Origin of the sequence: Sporolactobacillus putidus, from assembly GCF_014647035.1 — a bacterium.
GTDB classification, from domain to species: domain Bacteria; phylum Bacillota; class Bacilli; order Bacillales; family Sporolactobacillaceae; genus Sporolactobacillus; species Sporolactobacillus putidus.
Genome location: NZ_BMOK01000021.1, coordinates 1 through 20,909 on the forward strand (window position 1 = coordinate 1; position 20,909 = coordinate 20,909).

Genomic DNA, 20,909 nt, shown 5'->3' on the forward strand with positions numbered 1-20,909 from the left:
TTGAGTGGTGACTTTAAGTCGCAGACATTTATGTCTGAACCCACCTGCTTTAGCAGGTGGTCGTTTAGAAATATAACATTCTACAGATTATCCCATCTGTATGAGTTAAAGGGATACCCATATTGTTTAATTATCGGTACAAAACGGAAGGACTCCCACTGATCAGATTTGAATGATTCACTTAGTGAATCATCCGATCATTCTTGATTCACGCGACGGCCAAAAACAAATTTGCGACCCGGATCAAGAGGATTTTCTTTGGCGGAAAGTTGATCTGGCTGAAGGCAGAAGATCGCTGCCGCGCTTCCCAAGGACGAGCGATATTTTTCGACATGTCGTTTCGACAGCGGCCGATTGTAGAATTCAGGTACATATTTATCGAGCATCTGTTGCAGTGCCTCCGTTGCCTCGTCCAAATCGGAAATACGTGCTACCTGACCAAATAGGATCACACTCATGTAAGCTGTATCTGTGTGGGCGGGAACAGGATGGGTCATGGTTCCGTATTCTTCACAGACAGTAAAGCAGGCACTTGAATTTATGTTCATGATGTCTGCTTTTCTTCCGGTATCTGCTCCGTGAAAATAAATCCTGCCGTTATGCCAAACGTAGTTCAGCGGTACGACATAGGGACGGTCTGTATCAGCCAAACCTAAAAAGCCAACTCTGGCTTTTGTTAAAAATAGATCGATCTTTTCACGATTTTCACATTCCCGCATCTGATAGCGCATTGAACTCATTTTTAATTTCCCGCCCTTTTCTGTTGATTGTTGTTTAAAATAGATTATAAAGCGAATTGTATCTTTTAAAAGATACAGTTTTTAATCTTTTAATCAGTACAGAGGAGAATGGAATATGGAATGGGTTCCGAAGCTGGATGAGAAATCAAGGGAGTCACTGTATGCACAGCTTTACAGGTATTTTAAGAATGAGATCGAAACGTCAATTTTGCAAAAAAATATGCGCCTTCCTTCTATTCGTTATCTGGCTGACTCATTAAATATTAGTCGAACGACGGTACATATGGCTTACCAGCAGCTTCTGGCGGAAGGATACATCGAAAGTAAAGAGCGGAGCGGTTACTATGTTGCGAAACTCAATGATGACCTTCCGGGTGCGGGTGTTCAAAATCATCCAATCCCTTTATTGGAACGCGGTTCAAAAAAGGAAACGAACCATATTTTGAATAATTTTTATATGTCCGATATCGATACTGCGCATTTTCCTTTAGATAGATGGAGAAGCTGCATGAATAAACTTTTAAAAGATGAGCGGAAAGACTTCTTAACTTATGGTGAACGTCAGGGAGAGTGGGAGCTGAGGAGCGTGCTCTCCGATTATCTTCATCGGGCCCGCGGCGTGAACTGCTCTCCGGAACAAATCGTCATTGGCGCCGGTACGCAGTCTGTTCTGCAAATCCTTTTCCGGATCATGAAATGGAACCATAAACGGTTTGCCATGGAAGAGCCGGGCTATGAAGGGGCCCGTCGGGTATTTCAGCAGCACGACATTCAAGTTGTCCCTGTTCCTGTGCAGAAAGATGGGTTATCTATCCGTGATTTAATAAAAACTCAGGCAGATATAGTGTACATTACGCCCTCCCATCAATACCCGATGGGCATGATCATGCCGATTTCAAAACGAATCAGATTGCTGCACTGGGCGGAAGAAAACGAGGGATGGATTATTGAAGACGATTATGACGGGGAATTTCGTTATCGCGGAAAACCCATTCCGTCATTACAGGGAATCGATGAGCATGGCCGGGTGATTTACGTCGGTACTTTTTCAAAGTCTTTGATGCCCGCGATCAGGGTGAGTTATATGGTTTTACCAAAATCTCTTCTTGACGTTTATCGAAGCAGCGACATGTACACTACGGCTCAATCCGCTTCACGACTGCACCAGCTGACTCTGAAACTATTTATGGAAAGCGGTGAATGGGACCGGCACATTCGGAAAATGCGGACACTTTATAGAAAAAAACACTCGCTGCTTTTGGAAACGATTAGAGAAGCAATGGGGGAGCATGTCTGTGTCAGCGGGGAGGATGCGGGTTTGCACATTGTTCTTCATGTGAAGAGCAGTAAGTCTGCTGATGAATTGGTACGAATAGCGGAACAGGCAGGCGTAAAAGCGTACAGTACATCAAAAAATTGGATTCAGGGTAAGCCGCCCATACCGATATTGCTTGGGTTCGGCGGATTGTCATTTGATGAAATAAAACAGGGGATCAAACGCTTGAACGCGGCTTGGCGGCCTTATTATCGATAAGGGGAAATAGGAGTATTTTGTCGAGGGTTAGGGATTCATTGAGCAGATAGGATACGAAATAATAAAGGATTGAAAATGGAGCGTAAATGAATACAAAATGAAAACAGGAACGCTTCACACTGGTTCAGTGAAACGTTCCTGTTTATTATTATGGCATAATCTCGTTTCTTAGGTTCAGCCAGTTACTCAAACCGCCTCTGATAAAGTCTGAAAGTCTTCATCACTGAGTTTTATTCCGGCCGCAGCAATGTTTTCTTTGACATGGGCAACAGAAGATGTTCCCGGAATCGGAAGAATGACCGGCGAGCGTTTCAGCAGCCAGGCAAGGGCGATCTGCGCCGGTTTTGCGTCATATTTTTTGGCGATCTGATCCAGCGGTCCGCCTTCTTTTGCGAGCGCTCCCGTTGCGAGAGGGAACCATGGAATAAATCCGATCTGATGCTTCTCGCAGTAATTTAGCACCATCTCTGAATCGCGTTTTGCCAGATTGTACAGATTTTGAACGGAAACGATCGGAGTGATTTCATTTGCGGCTTGCAGTTCTCCGACGCTGACCTGACTCAGCCCGATATGGCGGATTTTCCCCTCGAGTTTCATCAGTGCCAGTTCACCGATCTGGTCGGCAAGCGGTACTTTGGGATCAATACGATGCAGCTGAAGCAAATCAATGTGATCCAGTCCAAGCGTGCGCAAATTCAACTCAACCTGCTGGCGAAGATATTCCGGTCGGCCAACGGGAATCCATCTGTTCGGACCTTGGCGCGTATGTCCGACTTTTGTGGCAATAACCAGGTCATTCGGATAAGGGTGAAGGGCTTTTTTGACCAATTCATTGGCCACAAACGGGCCATAGGCGTCCGCTGTATCAATGAAATTGACGCCGAGCTCTGAAGCGGTCTGCAGGACACGGACGGCTTCTTCCGGATTGCGCGGATCTCCCCAGACACCGGGTCCTGTCAGCTGCATCGTTCCATACCCCAGACGATTGACCGGCAAATCGCCGCCGATTGTGAAAGTACCTGATAAAGCTGCTGTAACGGTTGATTCAGACATTCGATTTCCTCCTTCAGCTTGCTTTTTTCGAAAGTCATCTATACTCTTGCCAGTGAACCTCCTGTATTTGGTTTAACACAGTTATCTTTTCGGATTCAAAAAAAATGCTCGGATTTACACAATTGTCATACAAAAGAGGACACCCTGACGAAAGAAAGCCGAGAAGGCGCCGCTTAAGGGCCCGCCACAGCCTATGAGGTTAGATAGTTACAGGGCCAATGATGAAAATTGTTTAAAAATACTGAATTATAGCAGTGCATGACCTATAATGGGTAGTGGATGCTGTACAGACAGTAAGTATCCAAGCAACAAATCACTGCTCACAGAAAAAGTAGGTATAATGAAACACCTTAAAGGAAAACTTTTTACAACATGAAAAAATGAAACAGGGAAGCGATCAAAATGATCAAAGGTTTATATGAAGCGCATTTGCCGGTCAGTCATCTTTCAGCTTCGATTGAATTCTATAAAAAACTGGGCTTGGAAATTGCCTACCAAAATGAGAAACTGGTTTTTTTCTGGATTGAAAAGGGAAAAAGCTGGCTGGGGCTTTGGGAAACTGAAAAAGTGAAAATAGCCTATCACCCATCACTGAGACATGTCGCATTTAAAGTTGATTTAGAGGATATCAAAAAAGCAAAAGAATGGCTGGCACAAAGGGGAATTAAAATACGGACCTCCTTTGGCTTCCCTGCTGAAAAACAGCCTCTTGTCCTGCCTAATAACCCGCAGGCACATGCAGCCATTTATTTTAATGATCCTGACGGAAACTCGCTTGAACTGATTGCTCCCTTGCGGTTAGACGTCGAAGAAGACTTCAAAATGATGACATTGGAAGAATGGATGACTAAAAAGAAATAAGTGTTTCAGTCATGGGCTGATGGGCTAACCGTAATCAATCCGGGAAAATGATTAAGCTTTCGTTGTGAACTTTTAAGCGATCTCCATTGTATAGTTTTTAAAAAGCAAAAAGATGGAGGAAGCTAAAATGGATATTGGGTGGATGGTATCACTTATTGTGACAGGTTTTTTAATCGTGTTTATTCTTTCGATTGCTATTCCTATGGATCTAAAGCACATTGTCCGGGAAAAGGGTAAAATCAATTATAAGAAAACAAAGGTATTTTTACGGTGGAACATTTTTGATACCATGACGCTCAGTCTGGCCATTTATACGATCATCTGTGTCCAGGTTTTAAATGCTTTGATTATGCATGGTGAAACGATAAAGAATCCTTTTGTGCAGTTTTTTACGAATCAGGCACAAGCATGGACAATTGTCACGATCTTTTATCTTATTTCCCGGGTATCAATGACCTTGAAAGCGATCAAGGAACGATGGGGCGATAAGATTGAATGAGCATGAGGAGCGATTGATGATCGCTTATCAAAACGGTGATGATGCCGCTCTGAACGAAATCTACATCCTGTATAAAAATCCGCTTTATTCATTTGTTTTTCGCTATACAAGAGAGGAGCAGCTGAGTATTGATATTGTTCAGGATACCTTTATGAGGCTGCAGCGTTACAAGCACCGCTATACCTCCGAAAAAGGAAATCTGAAATCATTTTTGTTTCAAATCGCTTATCGGCTAATGGTTAACAAATTAAACCGGCGGAAGAAGTGGCAAAGCCTTTTACCCTTCCTTGTACCTCTAGAAAATGACGAAATGCATCATGTTGACCGCATGACGATCAGAGATGCGGTTGCAAAGCTGCCCGAAATACACCGCGCCGTCATATTGCTCTTTTATTATCACGATATGTCACAACAGGAGATTGCAGAGATTCTTAATATTCCGCTAGGAACAGTCAAATCAAGGCTGCACAAATCCATTCAACTATTGAAAGAAGAACTGGAGGTGAAGGATTATGGATCAAGATCCTTTTAGAGAAGAGCATTTTCTAAGGAAGAAGATGGACGAATATCATGTAGAAATACCTGACTTCCCGATGAAACCTCGGCCGTGGGAACGATGGATTGACTTTCTGGCTTCGCCGGCGAAGAATCCGTTTGAGTCCTTCTTGTCAACTGCGAGTGGAATCCTGTTATTAAAAATCGTTCCCATCATTGGAGCGATTTTCCTGACTCTTATACCGATTTTTCTAAATTTTATAGGGTGATCCATCAACATTCCCCAAAATGAGTAGGTCAAAAGGTGAACTATCTTTTGATAGAGAAACTTGCATGATGAAAGGCGTACAACCTTTAAATTTTGATAAAAGAGTCTGTTCAAAAAGAAAGACAAAAAGGGCCATGGAATCAAAAAAGCGCCGTTTTGGGCACCGCAATTTTCCCGGACCTTTTGGACATCCTCTTAAAGGAGACATTTCTATGAAAAGCAAACAGTGGAGAGTGGGAATTTTACTATTTGATGATGTGGAAGTCTTGGATTTTGCGGGTCCGTTTGAAGTCTTCGCTGTGACGATCCTGGAAAATGTAGAACAGCCGTTTATTGTTGAAACCGTCTCGGAAAAAGGAACTCTCATCAGTGCCCGAAATGGTTTGAAGGTACAGCCGGATTACAGCTTCAATAGCATGCCGCCTTTTGATATTCTTGTTATTCCCGGCGGTCTGGGAGCCCGTGATCGGGAAATTAACAACGCTAAGGTGATAAAGTGGATAGGCAGCCAAGCGCAGCGGGTTCAATGGATGACATCGGTTTGCACCGGGGCTTTGCTGTTGGCAAAAGCCGGGCTGTTGAACGGGAAAAAAGCGACGACACACTGGGCGAGTCTCGAACGACTGAAAACGGAGTTCCCGGAAGTCGATGTCAGGCGTGGAGTCAAGTTTGTCGATGAAGGGAATATCGTGACATCAGGCGGTATTTCGGCAGGTATCAATATGTCTTTCCACATCGTCAAACGATTATTGGGTGTGGAGGTGGCCCGGGAGACGGCCAGAAGAATGGAATACGACATTATTATTTGAATTACGTAAAGGTTTTTGGACTTGATTACGGAAAAATTTTTATAACAGAGTTTAAGAGGCGAGCAGTGAGTCTAACGGAAACAGTATAGTGTGTATTAATTCCAGATCGTCTGGAATTATTTCTGCTAAAGAAAAGGCACCGCTATTGGATCCATTTACGAATGCTGAAGTTGTCTTCAAGCAGGACCCAGTTTTGCCGAAAAGAGGGGCCTAAAGCCCAATAGCTGATACCGCGGAGATGATTGTGTTTGACCATGTTGAACTTTGCTTGGGCGCTCCGCGCATCTTCAAACCAAACTTCGTGAAGACGGCTTTGTTCATCAATATAGCGGTAAAACGGTGCCTGAGCGGCAGGATCATATTGAATCGCAGCGCCATATTTTACCGCGCGTTCGACGGCTTTTTTTGGACTGAATGTTTCCGCTGCCTGTCCCTGTATGTGTGGGAGAATCCAGTCGCGCGCGTAAATCTGGAATCCCAAAAAGATTTTCTCTGCCGGTATCACCGACAAGGCGTATTCCACGACCCTTCTCATCTGATAAATGGGTGAGATCGCTTGCGGCGGACCCAGCCGGTAACCCCACTCATAGGTCATCAGCACAACAAAATCGGCAATTCTGCCATGCACTTCATAATCGTGTGCCTCGTATAACAATCCAGGCTGCGCAGCACTTGTTTTTGGTGCTAAAGCCGTTGATACAAAATAGCCTAATGGATGAAGATGGTTCACAGCCTGCTGAAGAAAATGATTGTAAAGTTCACGGTCGGCAGGGAGAACATTTTCAAAATCAATATTTAATCCGCGGTATCCCTTTTCCCGCATGATCCGAATCACGTCCGACAACAGGTTTTCCCGATAGGCCGGCGTGTTTAATACAACATGTGCCAGGTTTGTGCCCGCTTCCGTCGCAGAGAAATTGGTAACAGACATCATGGGGACAGCATTTTGAGCGAGTGCGGCGGAAATTATCGCCTGATCATTTATCGGATCGAGCGTTCCGTTTTCCGTGATACGGTAGGCGAATGGGGTTAAATAAGTAAGCAGGCTTCCAACCTGACGAATCGAGTTAACGGCTTCGTTGCTCGTTTGATACGTATAAGCATTGACTTCAATGTTAGGTTTGGGGCTCACATCTGCTTCAGAAACGGGAATAATCAGTGACTGGCCGATCACCAAACGATTCGGATCGGACAAATCATTAATATCCGCTAGAGTGTTTACTGATACATTATAGCGGCCTGCAAGTTGCCAAAGCGACTCTCCGCTGCGAACCACATAAATCATCAATGAAAATCTCCCTTAAAGTTATTTCGCTTTGTACTGTATGAAAACAAGGGGAGGATTGTGCGTTTTCCCTAATGAAGCTAAGCTAATGTAAGAAGTATTCGGGAGGTGAACAGATGAAATTTATGTGTTCATTAATCACTGTAGAAGATATTAATCGTTCAAGAGCATTCTATGAAAAACTGCTGCAACAAAAAGTTAAATATGATTTTGGTGAAAATATCCTTTTTGAGAGTGGCTTTGCCATTCATCTGAAATCTCATTTTTCAAATTTGATTGATAATAGAGCGATGATAATGGGCGGCAATAATTTCGAACTTTATTTTGAACACGATGATGTGGATGCATTTGTCGAAAAATTAAAAAATAATAAAGTTGAATTGCTGCACGAAGCGAGGGAACAGCCTTGGCGGCAGAAAGTGGTTCGGTTTTATGACCCGGACAAAAACATTATTGAAGTAGGAGAATCTTTAGAATTCCTTTCGTTTCGCTTATCTGAAGAAGGGAAAAGCGCTGAAGAAATAGCGGAAATGATGACTATGACCGATCAGTTTGTGAAAGAATCCATATGTCAAATAAAGAAAGCCAGACGCGACTTGACGGAAAATCGAGGGGAATAATCAGTTCGGGAATAGTAAAGGCGCGCCCTTTGTCTTTCAGAATGACCAGTGAATCATAAAATCGGCCAGTCTGGTGAGCAGGTAGACAACGGTTGCCGTGATTATGAAGAAGACAAGAACGAATCGAATCCTGAAACAACCGAGCAGCACAAGAGTGTTTTTCACGTCCAGCATCGCTCCGAAAATGAGAAAAGCGACGATTGATCCCGGAGAGAACTGGTGGGTGAACGATGCGGCAAGAAAGGCGTCTGAAGTGGAGCAGACGGATAAAAAATAGGCGAGTGCCATCATGACGGCAGGCCCTGCTGCTGCGTTGGCCCCGATAGCGGTCATCAGATCCCGGTTAAAAAAAGTCTGAAACAGGCTGGCCATCAATGCGCCGACAATAAAATATCTGGTCATGTCAAAGAATTCACTGCTGATGTGAAACATTTGATCGTGCAGGGAAGGTTTTCCCGAGTGATGATGTTCGTGATCTGAATGCCTGATACCGATAAGATTCTCTTGTTTCAGGATGGATTGATTTCGAAAAAGATAGTAGATGGAGGTGCCAATAATAAAGGAGGCAATGACGGTCAGGAACACGCGCGCATAAAGGATGGCCGGTTTGCTTTGAAAAGCATAAAAGGTAGACAGAACAACAATCGGGTTGATAATGGGGATAGAAACGATGAGGACAACACCGAGATGCTGCGGCAGTCCTTTTTTTATCAGGCCGCGAACGATCGGAATGATCACGCATTCACAAACCGGGAACAGGAGTCCGGTAAAAGCAGCCGGAATCATGGCCAGGAAAGGGTTTTTCGGCAATAATTGCCGCACGACGTCCTCTCTTATGTAGGTTTGGATAAAAACGGAGAGAATAACACCGGCCAGTATAAAGGGGACAGCCTCGACGATCATGCCCAGAAAAAGGGTGCTGAAAGAGTAGAACACGGACGGCAGATAGTTAAAATAGGGATTGCCTTCGGTTTTCTCCAGAAAAATAAGAAGAAAAAGGAGAAGTGCGACGGTCAATGGATGATAGAGTACGCTTGGCTTAAACAGGTGCACGATTTGTCCCCCTTTAATCGACTATATGTGATTTGTAAATCGGAATGATTATTATTTAAACTATGAAGCGAAAAGGCTAATAAGAACAAGCATAGGAAGGGACCTCCTCTTTTAAATGTCTTGTCAAAGAAGCAGCATTGTGTTTTAATAGTGAATGTAAATCGTAATAATTACGATTTACGAAGGAGTGGAAGAAAAAATGGCCAAGAAGTCAAAAATGATCAAGGAAATGAAACGTGAAGCTCTGGTCGCAAAGTATGCCGATCAGCGTCTTGAACTGAGAGCTGAGGGGAACTATGCCGCGCTGGCAAAACTTCCACGCGATTCTTCGCCGACACGGCTCCATCATCGCTGCCCGCTGACCGGAAGGCCACGCGGCTATATGAGCAAATTCAGAATGTCGCGGATTGCTTTCAGGGAATACGCGTACAAAGGACAAATACCCGGTGTCAAGAAAGCAAGCTGGTAAGGGAGAGTAATGATTCATGAAACAAAAACATAAAATTTTGATCTTTACATCTTAAACCGTAATCGTTACGATTAAATATTGGTAAAGTGATTAAAGAGGAGCGGCGGAATACATGAAGCGTCATTATTTCATTCATCGGTTTTTTATTTTGTTCGGTGTTATCGTCATGCTGCTGGGAGTGCTGGCGGGATGCGGAAAGGCACAGTCCAATAACGGCGGTTCGTCAAAAATTAACATTGTTGCTGCCGAAGATTTTTACGGTGAGGTTGCACGGGCTGTCGGCGGCAATCATGTAAATGTGACATCGATAATTAACAAACCAAGCATTGATCCGCATGAGTTTGAGCCGACAACGGCGACGGCTCAGTCCGTCAATAACGCCAAACTTGTGATCTATAATGGCATCGGTTATGACAGTTGGATGGACAAACTCGTTTCTGCCGATCAAGGGAATAAAAAGGTGCTTCGCGTCGGTGAAGATCTGATGAACAAGAAAAGCGGGGACAATGAACATTTGTGGTACGATCCTGAGACGATGCCGAAACTCGCTCAACGGATCGCTGCCGAACTGGCGAAGCTCGATCCTTCTCATGCGAAAGACTATCAAAAGAACGCCAATGCTTATATTGCGGAAATCAAACCGGTGAAAGACTTGGCTGCAAAACTTGCCAAACAAACAAACAACAAAACGGTGGATGTCTCCGAACCTGTTTTTGACCTTATGCTGCAGGCATTAAAGTATAAAATCAGTAATAAAGGCTTCGAACTTGCGGTTGAGAACGGAAGCGATCCGGCACCCAAGGACATCGCTGCCATGCAAAGCGACATTATTCATCATCGTATCCATTTCTTTGTGGAAAACATTCAGGCAAGTGACCCGACCGTAGGCAGGATCGTTGCGCTCGCAAATAAAAACAATGTGCCGGTCGTTAAAGTGACGGAGACGCTCCCTGACGGGCAAAGCTACAAGTCCTGGATGCTTGGCGAACTGCAGCAAATTGAAAAAACACAGAGCAATCGGTGACGTTTTCCGGCAAGAGACGAAAGTATAAGCGATGAAATGTTGCGAACGAGCCTATGCTCAATAATTAATGTCAGGAGGTTTTCCATGACTGGCGAAATTAGGGTGGACAATCTGCAGGTCAGCTTTAACGGGGAAACGATATTGGATCATGTGTCCTTTCAGGCGAATCCGGGTGAAATGTTTGCGATAATCGGACCAAACGGAGCGGGTAAATCGACGCTTTTGAAGACAATTCTCGGCCTTATCAGGCCTCAGGGCGGTCATGTTTCTCTTGAAGGGGAAACGGGGAAACCGATCGTTGGCTACGTCCCCCAATCACGGACCATTGACGATGAGACGCCGATTCAGGCGGGGGATTTTGTTTCCCTTGGCCTTAAGGTCAGGATTATTCCCTGGATGTCGCCAAGCGAAAGAAGAAGTGTGAAGCGTGCGATGGAAATGACCCATACGCTTCATCTGGCAAAAAAACCGATTGGGAAACTTTCAGGTGGAGAACGACAGCGTGTTTTTTTGGCGCAGGCGCTTGTACGCGCCCCTGATATTCTTCTGCTCGATGAGTCGACCGCCAATCTGGATCCCAACGCGCAAGAACAGATGATGCAGCTTATCAAGAGTGTCTGCCATGAACACAAGGTCACCGTGCTGTTCATCAGTCACGATCTTCATTTAGTGAAAGAATACGCCGACCGGGCACTCTTCATGTCACGCGGACACTATGAAACCGGCGGTGTCAACCATGTGATGGATAATAAAGCGATGGAATGGCTCTACCATTCAACGGATCATGAGAAACTGGGGCGGCGCGGATTATTTGAAATGGATAGAGAGCACAAGACAGGTTATTTTTAAAGGGATATAGAGAGAATAGCTTTTTTGTGATCAGTGCCTGATGCTAGTTTCTCATGTGATTGTTCAGTAAATCTTTCATCACTTTGGAGGGCAGGAACTAATGTTTCAATATGATTTTATGCAGCACGCATTTTTGGCCGGTACGCTTGTCGCCCTGATGTGCGGAACGATCGGGGTTTTTGTTATGGCGAGAAATCTCTCATTTATCGCGCATACATTCTCTCATATCGGATTTGCCGGCGCCTCTTTTGCTGTTTACGCAGGCATTGATCCCCTCGAAGGATTACTGCTTTTTACTTTGCTCAGCGCGCTGGGCGTTGGACAAATGGGGGTGAAAGCCTTCCGCCGTGACGCATCGGTCAGCGTCATTCTGAGCTTTTTTCTTGGGCTCGGAATCTTATTCCTCTCTCTGTCTAATAAGCAGTCGAATTTTACAGCAACTCTTCTGTTCGGGAGTGTGGTTGGCATCAATATGCAGGACGTCTGGCAAATCGTCGGCCTGACTCTGCTCGTTCTGTTTGTACTCGCTCTGGGGTACCGTTTGCTTAAGTTTGACTCTTTTGATCAAGTAGGTGCTGCCGCTGCGGGATTGCCGATTCGCTGGATTTCTGTCGGCTTCCTGCTCCTGATGTCGGTAGCGGTGAGTGTGACGGTCCAGATTGTCGGTGCTCTGCTCGTTTTTGTACTGATGACGGTGCCGGCTGCCGCGGCGCGCTATTTCACGCAGTCAGTTTTTGCAATGATCGTCGTTTCTTCATTATTGGCAGCTGCTGGTGTCTGGTTCGGACTTGTCATGGGCTACTATACCAGTGCTCCGGTCAGCTTTTACATCGCCAGCTTTGAAGCCGTCATGTATTTTACGGGTATCACTTATCAGCGGCTCATGCTGAGATATAAAAAGGTTCGTGCCAGTTAATCGTGAACATTAGTCTTTAGACTCGATTGTGACTGCTCTGATTTTTTCAGAAGGATACTGACCAGCTGCAAGTTTCTTAGAATAAAGCAGCCAATCGGTGTTGTTTGAGAAAAGAATGTAATGCGATTTTTACATAAATCGGGAATCCTTATCAGTTCGGCAGGGCTCCTTTTTTATTTCCATAAGGAGACGCTTTGAAATTGACACAGAAGAAAAATCAGGCTATTATACCCTTATGGGTATACTGGAGGCTAATAACATGAACTATACACCTCAAATGAAAAACCGCCTTAAGCGGATAGAAGGGCAGATTCGCGGAATTTTGCGGATGATGGAGCAAGATGAAGACTGTCGTAGTATCGTGACACAGTTAACTGCGGCGAGAACAGCCATCGACCGCTCTCTCGGTCTTGTCGTCGGAGCGAATCTTGAAGAATGTCTGCGAAAACAAATCCAGGATGGGGATGAATCGACCCAGCAATTAATTAACGAAGCGGTACAGATGCTGGTTAAAAGCCGATGATGCTTTTAAAAACAATTTTCTCCAGTGGGACGCCGGTCAGGGCAAATTTGATCGTTGATAAAGGAGAGGACAAGATTGGGATGGTTTTTTGGATCGAAGTTCAGTAAGATCAGCACCTCAGAGTTGAAGGATTACTATTTGAAGAACAGGAAAGATAAATTTTTCCTGGATGTTCGGACACAGTCGGAATTCAGGACACAGTCCATATCGAATTTCACCAATGTTCCTTTGCAAAGTTTACAGAGTCATTTAAATAAAATTCCCAGGGATAAAGAAGTGGTTGTAATCTGTCAGAGCGGTATGAGAAGTTCGATGGCATGCAGACTTTTGAAGAAGGCGGGGTATGAAAGGGTAACGAACGTGTCCGGTGGTATGAATCACTGGAGATAATTTTTTATGCGGTTTAAAATACCTGTATGGGTATATTATCGAAAAATGGAGGAAGAAAAGCATGTATGAAGAGATTATGCCTGAGGAAGTTGAACGTCTGCTCGGTAAAAAGAGCAGCCTTAGCATTATTGATGTACGAGAGCCATACGAGTTTGCGGAAGGCCACATTCCGGGTGCAAAAAATATTTCAGTCAATGCCATTCAATACCGGATGGGTGAAATTGACAAGAAAACGGAACACATTATTGTTTGCCATTCCGGAAGCAGGAGCGGAGTGGCGTCGGCGATTTTGTCCGCTAACGGTTTCAAGGTGAAAAATATGAGCGGCGGCATGATGAACTGGACAGGGGACATTGAATATTGAGGAGGGGAGCAAATGAAAATCGTGATTGTAGGCGGAGTTGCCGGAGGAATGTCTGCAGCCACTCGTTTACGCCGGTTGAATGAAGACGCCGAAATCATCGTCCTGGAACGGGGGCCGTATGTATCTTTTGCGAACTGCGGACTCCCCTATTATATCGGCGGAGTGATCAAGGATCGTTCAAAACTGCTGGTTCAGACTGCGGAAAAGCTGTATGATCGATTTCGTTTAGATGTACGCACGGAAAGCGAAGCGTTGAAAATTGATCGTCAGCTTCAAAAAGTCACGATTAATCATCAAGGTTACCTATATGACGAGCGTTATGACAAACTGATTCTTTCGACAGGCGCGAAGCCGATGGTACCCCCTATGAAAGGCAGCAGAGAAGCAGACAATCTGTACACATTGAGGGATGTTCCGGATGCCGAGCGGATTGTTCGCATGATCGAAAAAAACAGACCCGAGCGTGCAGCAATTATTGGTGCCGGTTTTATCGGTCTGGAGATGGCGGAAAATCTTTACCGGCGGGGCTTGAAAGTGACCGTGATCGAACGGGCCGGCCAAGTCCTTCCGCCGCTGGACATTGAAATGGCTGCTGCCGTTGAGCAGGAGCTCATTTCCCGGGATATTCAAGTGCTCAAAGGCAAGACCGTTACCGAATTCGAAAATCATGGAGCCACAGTCATCATGGATGATGGAATCAAGCTGGAGGCTGATTTGACCATTTTATCCGTGGGTGTCCAGCCTGAATCCTCCCTTGCCGATGATGCGGGCCTTGAGCTTGGGATGCGTCACGCGATCATCGTCAACGATCAGCTGCAGACGAGTGATCCGAATATCTACGCGATTGGTGACGCCATTTCGATCAGACATTTCGTCAGCGGCGCTGCGGCGGTCATTCCGCTCGCCTCGCCGGCCAATCGCCAGGGGCGAATGGTTGCCGATATCCTGAGCGGAATGGAAAGACATTACGCCGGCACACTTGGCACATCGATTGTCAGGGTGTTTGACCAGGCCGCCGCTGTTACCGGATTGAATGAAAAACAGCTGCGCAGCTCCGGAATCACTTATGAAACGGTTCATACCAGTCCTTATGATCACGCAACCTATTATCCCGGAAGCAAATCTATGCAATTAAAACTATTATTTGAATCCCAAACCGGTCAATTGCTCGGTGCGCAGGCTGTCGGCGCGCAGGGCGTTGATAAGACGATCGATGTTCTCTCGACTGCCATTAAAGCGAAGATGACGGTTCATGATCTCACCGAACTGGAACTTGCTTACGCTCCGCCATTCAATTCGGCCAAATCGCCTGTCAATCTGCTTGGCTACGCCTCTCAGAATGTGCTGGAACATGAAGTCGATTCCATTCAGTGGAGCGAAGTTGACAAGGAGACGCATGAGGGCAGTCTGCTCATCGATGTACGGACGGAAAGTGAATATGACCAGGGAACCATTCCGGGGGCGATTAACATTCCGTTAGACAATTTGCGCGAGAGAATAGACGAACTGCCCAAACACAGAGAGATCATTGTCACCTGTCAGGTGGGGCTGCGCGGCTATCTTGCGGCCCGCATTCTCTCTCAGAAAGGTTATAAAGTCAAAAATCTGGATGGCGGATATAAACTTTATTCGACAGTCTTCCCGGCAACAAGCAAAGAAGGGGTTTGAGAAAAATGAATGCGTCTGTGCCTGCCGCGGATCAGGGGAGGGTGCAGATGCTTTTTTTTACTGCAGCCCGCGCCCAGAATTGTCACAGGTATTAGGCATGGGCATATGGTGTAAGTGAAACAAAGGGGGCAAATCCCCAAGGAGGCTGAAAATGAATGAATGAAATACATTCTTATTATGGGCAGGGCCAAGGCATTGGAGATATCGATCAAACCTATTTTCCGGACGAATTAAATTTTCCTCAGGAACGTCAGATGACCATGCCAACCATGCCCTATCCCGGGCAGCCCTACCCGACCATGCCTTATCCAGCGCAACCCTACCCAACCCAGCCCTATCACGCCATGCCTTATCCGACGCATCCTTATCCGATGCATCCACCGTATCCTTCAGGACGCCCGCCTTATTGGTATGGGTCTGGCACCGCCATGCCGACCATGCCGCCTGGAATGCCGCGTCCCTATTGAAGGCTGAAAAAGATTGTTAATTTTTTGTTTGCACGTAAAAAGAAATGAATCGGAGCGAATTTTAAACCCAACTTTCGCCTCGATTTTTTTCTTTTTGGCAGGTTTTCAATCTCAAACGATTACGCAGCCTTATAAAGTTTAAACACGCTGCATTTTATCACTGTCTCTTGTGAAGCGCGCCGGTATATGGGTTGCCGACCGGATCAACGGGGAATCATTTAATCCGGTTTCTTCCGGATTACCGTTATGAAATTGTTAAAACTTAAACGAGAAATTATTGTTTCAAAAGTACGCAGTTATAGGCCTACCCAAAATATCATGAGATTACCCGGCAATTGAACTTTATAAAATAACACCAACCGCATTTTTCGCAGCTGGTGTCTTTTTTACAAGCTCAGCATTCATATGATTCAATAAATGATACATTTATAGGGAGGACAAACGATTATTCTTCTTTTTCAACAACAACTGCTGTTCCGAAAGCCAGGACTTCACTCATGTTTTGTCCGATTTCGCTCGAATCAAATCGCATCATAACAATTGCGTTTGCTCCTGTTGCCGTCGCATTTGCAATAAGACGGTCGATCGCCTGCTGACGGGCGTCTTCAAGCATGTGCGTATATTCATGAATTTCTCCGCCGATAAGACTTCTTAAGCTGGCCATGATGTTGCCGCCCAGGCCGCGACTCCGCACGATTAATCCAAAAACCTCTCCTTTAACTTCTGTTACTTTATAGCCGGGAATGTTTTCAGTAGTCACAACGATCATTTAATTGCCCTCCCATTTTGATTAAATTCCATACCTCTCTTAATAAGATTACCATTTATTCACAAATTCCAATAGGCCTGTTCTCTGATTTCGTTGGCAATTTTTTAAATTATTATGTGCGTTGATTAAAGACAGTGATCAATATAAAAAATTCAGGAAAATAAACCGGATTGTTTTAAGTTCACGCATGAGTGCCGGCTTTAAAATGGAACAGCATGACTGTCTGGACCGGCCTTTTTATCGACAATCTTTCCTTTTTCAAGCAAAGCACAGACCAATTCATTTGACTTTTATGATTGTGATTATATAATATACGCATGCAATATATTACGTACGAATGAGGAGCAAAAGATGCCTATACCTAAAAATTATTCTTCACCGATTCGGCTGCTTGCAAAAGACAAGGCATTTAATCAATTACAAAGGTGGATCATAGACGGAACGCTGGAACCGGGTGAACAAATATACGATTCGGAAATCTCGAAGGCTTTGGGCATTAGCCGCACGCCCATTCGCGAAGCGTTACAGCTCTTAGCGGTTCAAGGCTTTATTGAGATGCTGCCTGGAAAAGAAACCCGGGTAACAAGGATAAAAAAAGAAGATGTTTTAAAAATCTACCCTCCGCTTGCTTCCCTGCATGCTTTGGCTGCTGAAGAAGCGGCCAAAGTTATTACAGCGGAACAAATTGAAACATTGAAGGAAATGACAAACGAATATGAGCGGCTCATCGATCATCAAGAACAATTTAAAGCCATGGAAAGCGACGAAAAGTTCCACAATTTTATTGTTGAGCTCACTGATAATCCTTACATTACAGACTTCTCTTCGATCCTGCAATTGCATATCCGGCGTTTTAAATTTGTATTTCTAAAAAGGGATCTTATCCTTGTGAAGGAGTCCCTGAAAGAACATAGAGCCATGATTCAGGCTTTCGAAGATCATCATGAAGAGAAGGCGGCGTCTATTATGAAGCAAAACTGGCTCAGACCGATGAAAGAAGTTTATCATTTTCTCGTTGGAAAAAATGAATCATGAATCGGGAGAAACGCTGGCTCGCAGACTTGTCCTTACTTTTTGTAGCTGTGGTATGGGGTTCCAGTTATCTAGCGACAAAGGTAGTATTATCGGACATCGCAGTATTCTCTTTCCTTTTCATCCGATTTCTGCTTACGGTGTTTATTATGATCGCCCTGACCTGGGGAAAATTAGTGAAAGCCACAAAACAAACATGGCTGTCCGGCATTATTTTTGGTTTGTTTCTTTCAGCTATCTTTGCATCCGAAACATGGGGCATTCATTTTACCTCGGCTGCTAACGCCGGCTTTTTAATTAGTTTATTCGTCGTGTTCACCCCGCTTATTGAATCAATCTGGTTCAAAACAAGACTTCGCGCCGGTATTTTAGGAACCGTATCGCTTTCTGTCTTCGGGACGTTCCTATTAACGATGAAGAGCGGCTATCACTTCAATATCGGCGATGTATTGATCCTCATTGCCGCGCTACTGCGCGCCGTTCAAATGTCGGTAACACAAAAAATGACTAAGGGCAGGGCCATGGATTCGGGAGCGCTGACAACGATACAGTTAAGCGTGGTCGCCATAATAATGGGTCTGTTGTCTCTGTCCACTGAACGATTCTCAATTTTGACCATTTCCACATCGCCGGCGTTTTGGCTGCTGACCGCTTATCTCGCCATTTTTTGCACACTGTTCGCATTTTACATTCAGCTGACCATGATCAGGCGAACCTCCCCGACGCGAGTCGGTCTCTTGACGGGAACAGAGCCGCTATTCTCAGCCCTATTTGCTGTAGGGCTAGGCGGCGAGCACCTGTCCCCGCAAGAATGGCTGGGAGGGTTTTTGATCGTTGCCGCCACCTATTTTGGCCGGCATATGGAAACAAGAAGCCGCTTGCAGAAGCCTGCAGACGCTGCTGTAAAAGATGCATAAAACGGGCTGGTGTATCGTTTTGTCTAAGGCTAGTAGCTGCACGCGAATCGCTTTAAAGAATAAGCTAAGATCGTTTCAGAAAAAAATACGGTAAAGGTCGATTGCTGCCGCTAAAAGGGGAGCACCAAAAAAGTTGTTTTTATCGCCAGGTTGATCCTTTCTCGCCGCTCATCTCTGTCCTCCGCCCCCAAGTTTGCCCTGATTCGATCGCTGCTGATAAAGGTGCCTGTTGATGCACCCGATATTAGAAAGCATATCAATGCAATGGATCCTGAGATGTTTGTCAGAATTAAATGACTTTTAACAAGTCCTCCGATGAAGAAAAAGAGCAATGCAAGAAGGACACCGGCTAAGAAAAATGTTCTTTTCTTCATCCATATCATCTCCCGATTAAGGATTGTTCCATGGTAGAAACAAAGGCACTGTGAATTTCCCACACTTAAAGAATAACGAAATTAAAAAAAAAACAGATATACCAGGGGGAGCTATTGAGGTTGCGCAGGGCCGGACCTTTGTACGAAAAAGAAATCCCCGGCGATGCCGACTCGGCAAACCGGGGGTCAGAACTCTTTCAGATTAAGTGAGACTTAGTCATTCTGTGCGGCAAACACTTTACCTAATTCGGATAAAAGTTCAGGCATATCCATTTTACCCATAACCACTTCGACGAATCTTAAAGATTCCGGATGAGCAATCATATCCTTAAGCGCATCCTCAAGCTCGCCTTCAGTGGTTGCCTTATAGCTTTTCACGTTTTCATTTGCACCAAGAACAGCGGGTATCTCTGCGTATTTCCACATCTGAATGTCGTTATAGGCTTGTTCCGGACCGTGAATGGACCGTTCGACCGTATACCCGTCATTATTAATGACAAAAATAATCGGGTTGATCTTCTGACGGATCATCGTTGAGATCTCCTGGAATGTCAACTGGAAGGCTCCGTCGCCGATCAGCAGGATGTTGCGTCTTGTCCGGTCGGCAAGCTGCGTACCCAGTAAGGCAGGGAGTGTATAACCAATCGATCCCCATAACGGCTGGCCGACAAAGGTGACATGCTCTTTCAACGGAACCGTCTCAGAACCGAAAAAGGAAGTTCCCTGGTCGGCGATGACGATATCGTTTTTCTGAATAAAAAGCTGCATCATGTCCCAGAAGCGTTTCTGAATAAGCGGCTGATCGGTTTCGACATAAAATGCAGATGGGTTCGCATCCTGTTCGGTGACGGGCGTAATTGCCAGTGTGCTCTTATCGCGTGCGGAGAGGGAATCCGCCAGTTGATTCAGCGTCTCTTTCATCCCAACATCCTGAAAACGCTGATCGTGATAGACAACGTCGACTGGATTGATGTGAATGACTGTGTCGCCGCTGAAGCCTTGAGAGAATCCGCCCGTAATCGAATCGGTTAACTGGACACCGATACTGAGGATACAATCCGATTCATCGATCCGCTTTTTTAAATAAGGTGCGCTTGTTTTTCCGCTGTACACGCCGATGAACTGCGGATGTTCTTCATTAAAAGCCCCTTTTCCCATACTCAGCGTGGCCACTGGAAATCCCACTTTTTCGGCGAAACGCTTGAGTTCTTCTTCAGCGTGATACCGGTATACTAGAAAGTCTGCGAGAATCACAGGTGATTTTGCCTGTTCAATGACCGGTACAAGTGACTCCAGCATTTGTTGAAGACGCTCTGAGCGTATCTTTGCCTCTTCTTTTAATAAAGGTTCCGCGGGCGGCGTGGCCGGCTGTGAATGAATATCAACCGGTACATTGATATACACCGGACGTTTTTGGATCCAGCATGCTTTTAAGACACGATCGATTTCTCGGGTGGCGTTTGACGCCGTCAGCGTCGTCTGCGCGACAGTGACTTCCTGATACATCCGTGAAAAATGATTGAATTCACCGTCGCCGAGTGTGTGGTGAACGATTCGTCCTTCACGGGCTACCTTAGTTGAAGGGGAGCCCGTAATCTTTATCACGGGAACTTGTTCCGCATAAGAACCGGCAATCCCGTTTATGGCACTCAGCTCACCGACCCCGAATGTCGTTACGAGTGCCGAGATGCCGTGTATGCGTGCATAGCCGTCCGCGGCATAGGCCGCGTTCAGCTCATTGCAATTTCCAACCCACTCGAGAGAAGGGTGTTCCATAATTTCATCAAGAAAAGATAAATTGTAGTCGCCCGGTACACCGAAAATGTCCCGGATACCAAGTTCCGCCAGCCGATCAATGAGATAACGCCCAATTGTATAATTGCCGCTCATCTTTTGTATCCGCCCCGCTTTGCAAAATTTTCGTTTGGAT

At 45.3% G+C, this 20,909-nt stretch carries 25 protein-coding genes; 18 read left to right on the forward strand and 7 right to left on the reverse strand.

Annotated features, from left to right (window positions below; translation table 11 throughout):
• Positions 1-197: 197 nt before the first annotated feature.
• On the reverse strand, positions 198-740 hold the full coding sequence (locus IEX81_RS15745) for a pyridoxamine 5'-phosphate oxidase family protein (RefSeq protein ID WP_188805039.1): 543 nt from the start codon (positions 738-740) through the stop codon (positions 198-200).
• 115 nt (positions 741-855) lie between these two features.
• Between IEX81_RS15745 and pdxR the strand changes: the two genes are divergently transcribed.
• On the forward strand, positions 856-2,274 hold the full coding sequence (gene pdxR / locus IEX81_RS15750; RefSeq protein WP_188805040.1) for a MocR-like pyridoxine biosynthesis transcription factor PdxR: 1,419 nt from the start codon (positions 856-858) through the stop codon (positions 2,272-2,274).
• Positions 2,275-2,460: 186 nt separating this feature from the next.
• On the opposite strand, the gene IEX81_RS15755 is transcribed toward pdxR, so the two are convergent.
• Complete coding sequence (locus tag IEX81_RS15755; protein WP_188805041.1) at positions 2,461-3,327, reverse strand: aldo/keto reductase; 867 nt, start codon at positions 3,325-3,327, stop codon at positions 2,461-2,463.
• Positions 3,328-3,729: 402 nt separating this feature from the next.
• On the opposite strand from IEX81_RS15755, the gene IEX81_RS15760 reads away from it, so the two are divergent.
• The 5 genes from IEX81_RS15760 to IEX81_RS15780 all read left to right on the forward strand — a co-directional run bounded on the left by IEX81_RS15760 (position 3,730) and on the right by IEX81_RS15780 (position 6,259).
• Positions 3,730-4,188, forward strand: coding sequence for a VOC family protein (locus tag IEX81_RS15760; protein ID WP_188805042.1), 459 nt, complete (start codon positions 3,730-3,732; stop codon positions 4,186-4,188).
• A 127-nt stretch (positions 4,189-4,315) separates the two neighbouring features.
• Positions 4,316-4,687, forward strand: coding sequence for a group-specific protein (locus tag IEX81_RS15765; protein WP_188805043.1), 372 nt, complete (start codon positions 4,316-4,318; stop codon positions 4,685-4,687).
• A 16-nt stretch (positions 4,688-4,703) separates the two neighbouring features.
• Complete coding sequence (locus IEX81_RS15770; RefSeq protein WP_188805099.1) at positions 4,704-5,219, forward strand: RNA polymerase sigma factor; 516 nt, start codon at positions 4,704-4,706, stop codon at positions 5,217-5,219.
• Positions 5,200-5,451 carry a hypothetical protein gene (locus tag IEX81_RS15775; protein ID WP_188805044.1) on the forward strand — a complete coding sequence of 84 codons (252 nt, stop codon included), beginning with the start codon at positions 5,200-5,202 and terminating at the stop codon, positions 5,449-5,451. The genes IEX81_RS15770 and IEX81_RS15775 overlap by 20 nt, the downstream gene beginning before the upstream one ends.
• A 211-nt stretch (positions 5,452-5,662) precedes the next feature.
• The gene (locus IEX81_RS15780; RefSeq protein WP_188805045.1) at positions 5,663-6,259 is read left to right on the forward strand and encodes a DJ-1/PfpI family protein; all 597 of its coding nucleotides are present in this window, start codon (positions 5,663-5,665) and stop codon (positions 6,257-6,259) included.
• 142 nt (positions 6,260-6,401) lie between these two features.
• Here IEX81_RS15780 and IEX81_RS15785 read toward each other — a convergent pair whose 3' ends face one another.
• On the reverse strand, positions 6,402-7,544 hold the full coding sequence (locus IEX81_RS15785) for a glycoside hydrolase family 18 protein (protein ID WP_188805046.1): 1,143 nt from the start codon (positions 7,542-7,544) through the stop codon (positions 6,402-6,404).
• Between the two features lie 116 nt (positions 7,545-7,660).
• On the opposite strand from IEX81_RS15785, the gene IEX81_RS15790 reads away from it, so the two are divergent.
• The gene (locus tag IEX81_RS15790; RefSeq protein WP_188805047.1) at positions 7,661-8,164 is read left to right on the forward strand and encodes a VOC family protein; all 504 of its coding nucleotides are present in this window, start codon (positions 7,661-7,663) and stop codon (positions 8,162-8,164) included.
• Positions 8,165-8,200: 36 nt separating this feature from the next.
• Here the strand turns inward: IEX81_RS15790 and IEX81_RS15795 are convergent, their stop codons facing one another.
• Complete coding sequence (locus IEX81_RS15795) at positions 8,201-9,217, reverse strand: permease (protein ID WP_188805048.1); 1,017 nt, start codon at positions 9,215-9,217, stop codon at positions 8,201-8,203.
• A gap of 199 nt (positions 9,218-9,416) precedes the next feature.
• Between IEX81_RS15795 and rpsN the strand changes: the two genes are divergently transcribed.
• The 9 genes from rpsN (at position 9,417) to IEX81_RS15840 (ending at position 15,887) form a co-directional block, all read left to right on the forward strand.
• The gene (gene rpsN, locus IEX81_RS15800) at positions 9,417-9,686 is read left to right on the forward strand and encodes a 30S ribosomal protein S14 (RefSeq protein ID WP_188805049.1); all 270 of its coding nucleotides are present in this window, start codon (positions 9,417-9,419) and stop codon (positions 9,684-9,686) included.
• 112 nt (positions 9,687-9,798) lie between these two features.
• Entirely contained in the window at positions 9,799-10,710 is a 912-nt protein-coding gene (locus IEX81_RS15805; protein WP_188805050.1) for a metal ABC transporter solute-binding protein, read from the forward strand.
• Between the two features lie 84 nt (positions 10,711-10,794).
• The gene (locus tag IEX81_RS15810; RefSeq protein WP_188805052.1) at positions 10,795-11,559 is read left to right on the forward strand and encodes a metal ABC transporter ATP-binding protein; all 765 of its coding nucleotides are present in this window, start codon (positions 10,795-10,797) and stop codon (positions 11,557-11,559) included.
• Positions 11,560-11,659: 100 nt separating this feature from the next.
• Positions 11,660-12,475: a metal ABC transporter permease gene (locus tag IEX81_RS15815; RefSeq protein ID WP_188805054.1), complete on the forward strand. Its 816-nt coding sequence runs from the start codon at positions 11,660-11,662 to the stop codon at positions 12,473-12,475.
• Between the two features lie 259 nt (positions 12,476-12,734).
• On the forward strand, positions 12,735-12,998 hold the full coding sequence (locus tag IEX81_RS15820) for a metal-sensitive transcriptional regulator (RefSeq protein WP_188805055.1): 264 nt from the start codon (positions 12,735-12,737) through the stop codon (positions 12,996-12,998).
• Between the two features lie 54 nt (positions 12,999-13,052).
• The gene (locus IEX81_RS15825) at positions 13,053-13,388 is read left to right on the forward strand and encodes a rhodanese-like domain-containing protein (RefSeq protein ID WP_373292397.1); all 336 of its coding nucleotides are present in this window, start codon (positions 13,053-13,055) and stop codon (positions 13,386-13,388) included.
• A gap of 61 nt (positions 13,389-13,449) precedes the next feature.
• Positions 13,450-13,752 carry a rhodanese-like domain-containing protein gene (locus IEX81_RS15830; protein ID WP_188805059.1) on the forward strand — a complete coding sequence of 101 codons (303 nt, stop codon included), beginning with the start codon at positions 13,450-13,452 and terminating at the stop codon, positions 13,750-13,752.
• 12 nt (positions 13,753-13,764) lie between these two features.
• The gene (locus tag IEX81_RS15835; protein ID WP_188805061.1) at positions 13,765-15,420 is read left to right on the forward strand and encodes an FAD-dependent oxidoreductase; all 1,656 of its coding nucleotides are present in this window, start codon (positions 13,765-13,767) and stop codon (positions 15,418-15,420) included.
• Between the two features lie 155 nt (positions 15,421-15,575).
• Entirely contained in the window at positions 15,576-15,887 is a 312-nt protein-coding gene (locus IEX81_RS15840; protein WP_188805063.1) for a hypothetical protein, read from the forward strand.
• 445 nt (positions 15,888-16,332) lie between these two features.
• Here IEX81_RS15840 and IEX81_RS15845 read toward each other — a convergent pair whose 3' ends face one another.
• Positions 16,333-16,656 (reverse strand): heavy metal-binding domain-containing protein, encoded by a 324-nt coding sequence (locus tag IEX81_RS15845; protein ID WP_188805065.1) that lies wholly within the window; start codon positions 16,654-16,656, stop codon positions 16,333-16,335.
• Between the two features lie 351 nt (positions 16,657-17,007).
• On the opposite strand from IEX81_RS15845, the gene IEX81_RS15850 reads away from it, so the two are divergent.
• Entirely contained in the window at positions 17,008-17,691 is a 684-nt protein-coding gene (locus IEX81_RS15850; protein WP_188805068.1) for a GntR family transcriptional regulator, read from the forward strand.
• Positions 17,688-18,605: a DMT family transporter gene (locus IEX81_RS15855; RefSeq protein WP_188805070.1), complete on the forward strand. Its 918-nt coding sequence runs from the start codon at positions 17,688-17,690 to the stop codon at positions 18,603-18,605. The genes IEX81_RS15850 and IEX81_RS15855 overlap by 4 nt, the downstream gene beginning before the upstream one ends.
• A gap of 110 nt (positions 18,606-18,715) precedes the next feature.
• Here IEX81_RS15855 and IEX81_RS15860 read toward each other — a convergent pair whose 3' ends face one another.
• Complete coding sequence (locus IEX81_RS15860) at positions 18,716-18,979, reverse strand: DUF5316 family protein (RefSeq protein WP_188805073.1); 264 nt, start codon at positions 18,977-18,979, stop codon at positions 18,716-18,718.
• A gap of 213 nt (positions 18,980-19,192) precedes the next feature.
• Positions 19,193-20,869 carry an alpha-keto acid decarboxylase family protein gene (locus IEX81_RS15865; RefSeq protein ID WP_188805075.1) on the reverse strand — a complete coding sequence of 559 codons (1,677 nt, stop codon included), beginning with the start codon at positions 20,867-20,869 and terminating at the stop codon, positions 19,193-19,195.
• Between the last annotated feature and the right edge of the window lie 40 nt (positions 20,870-20,909).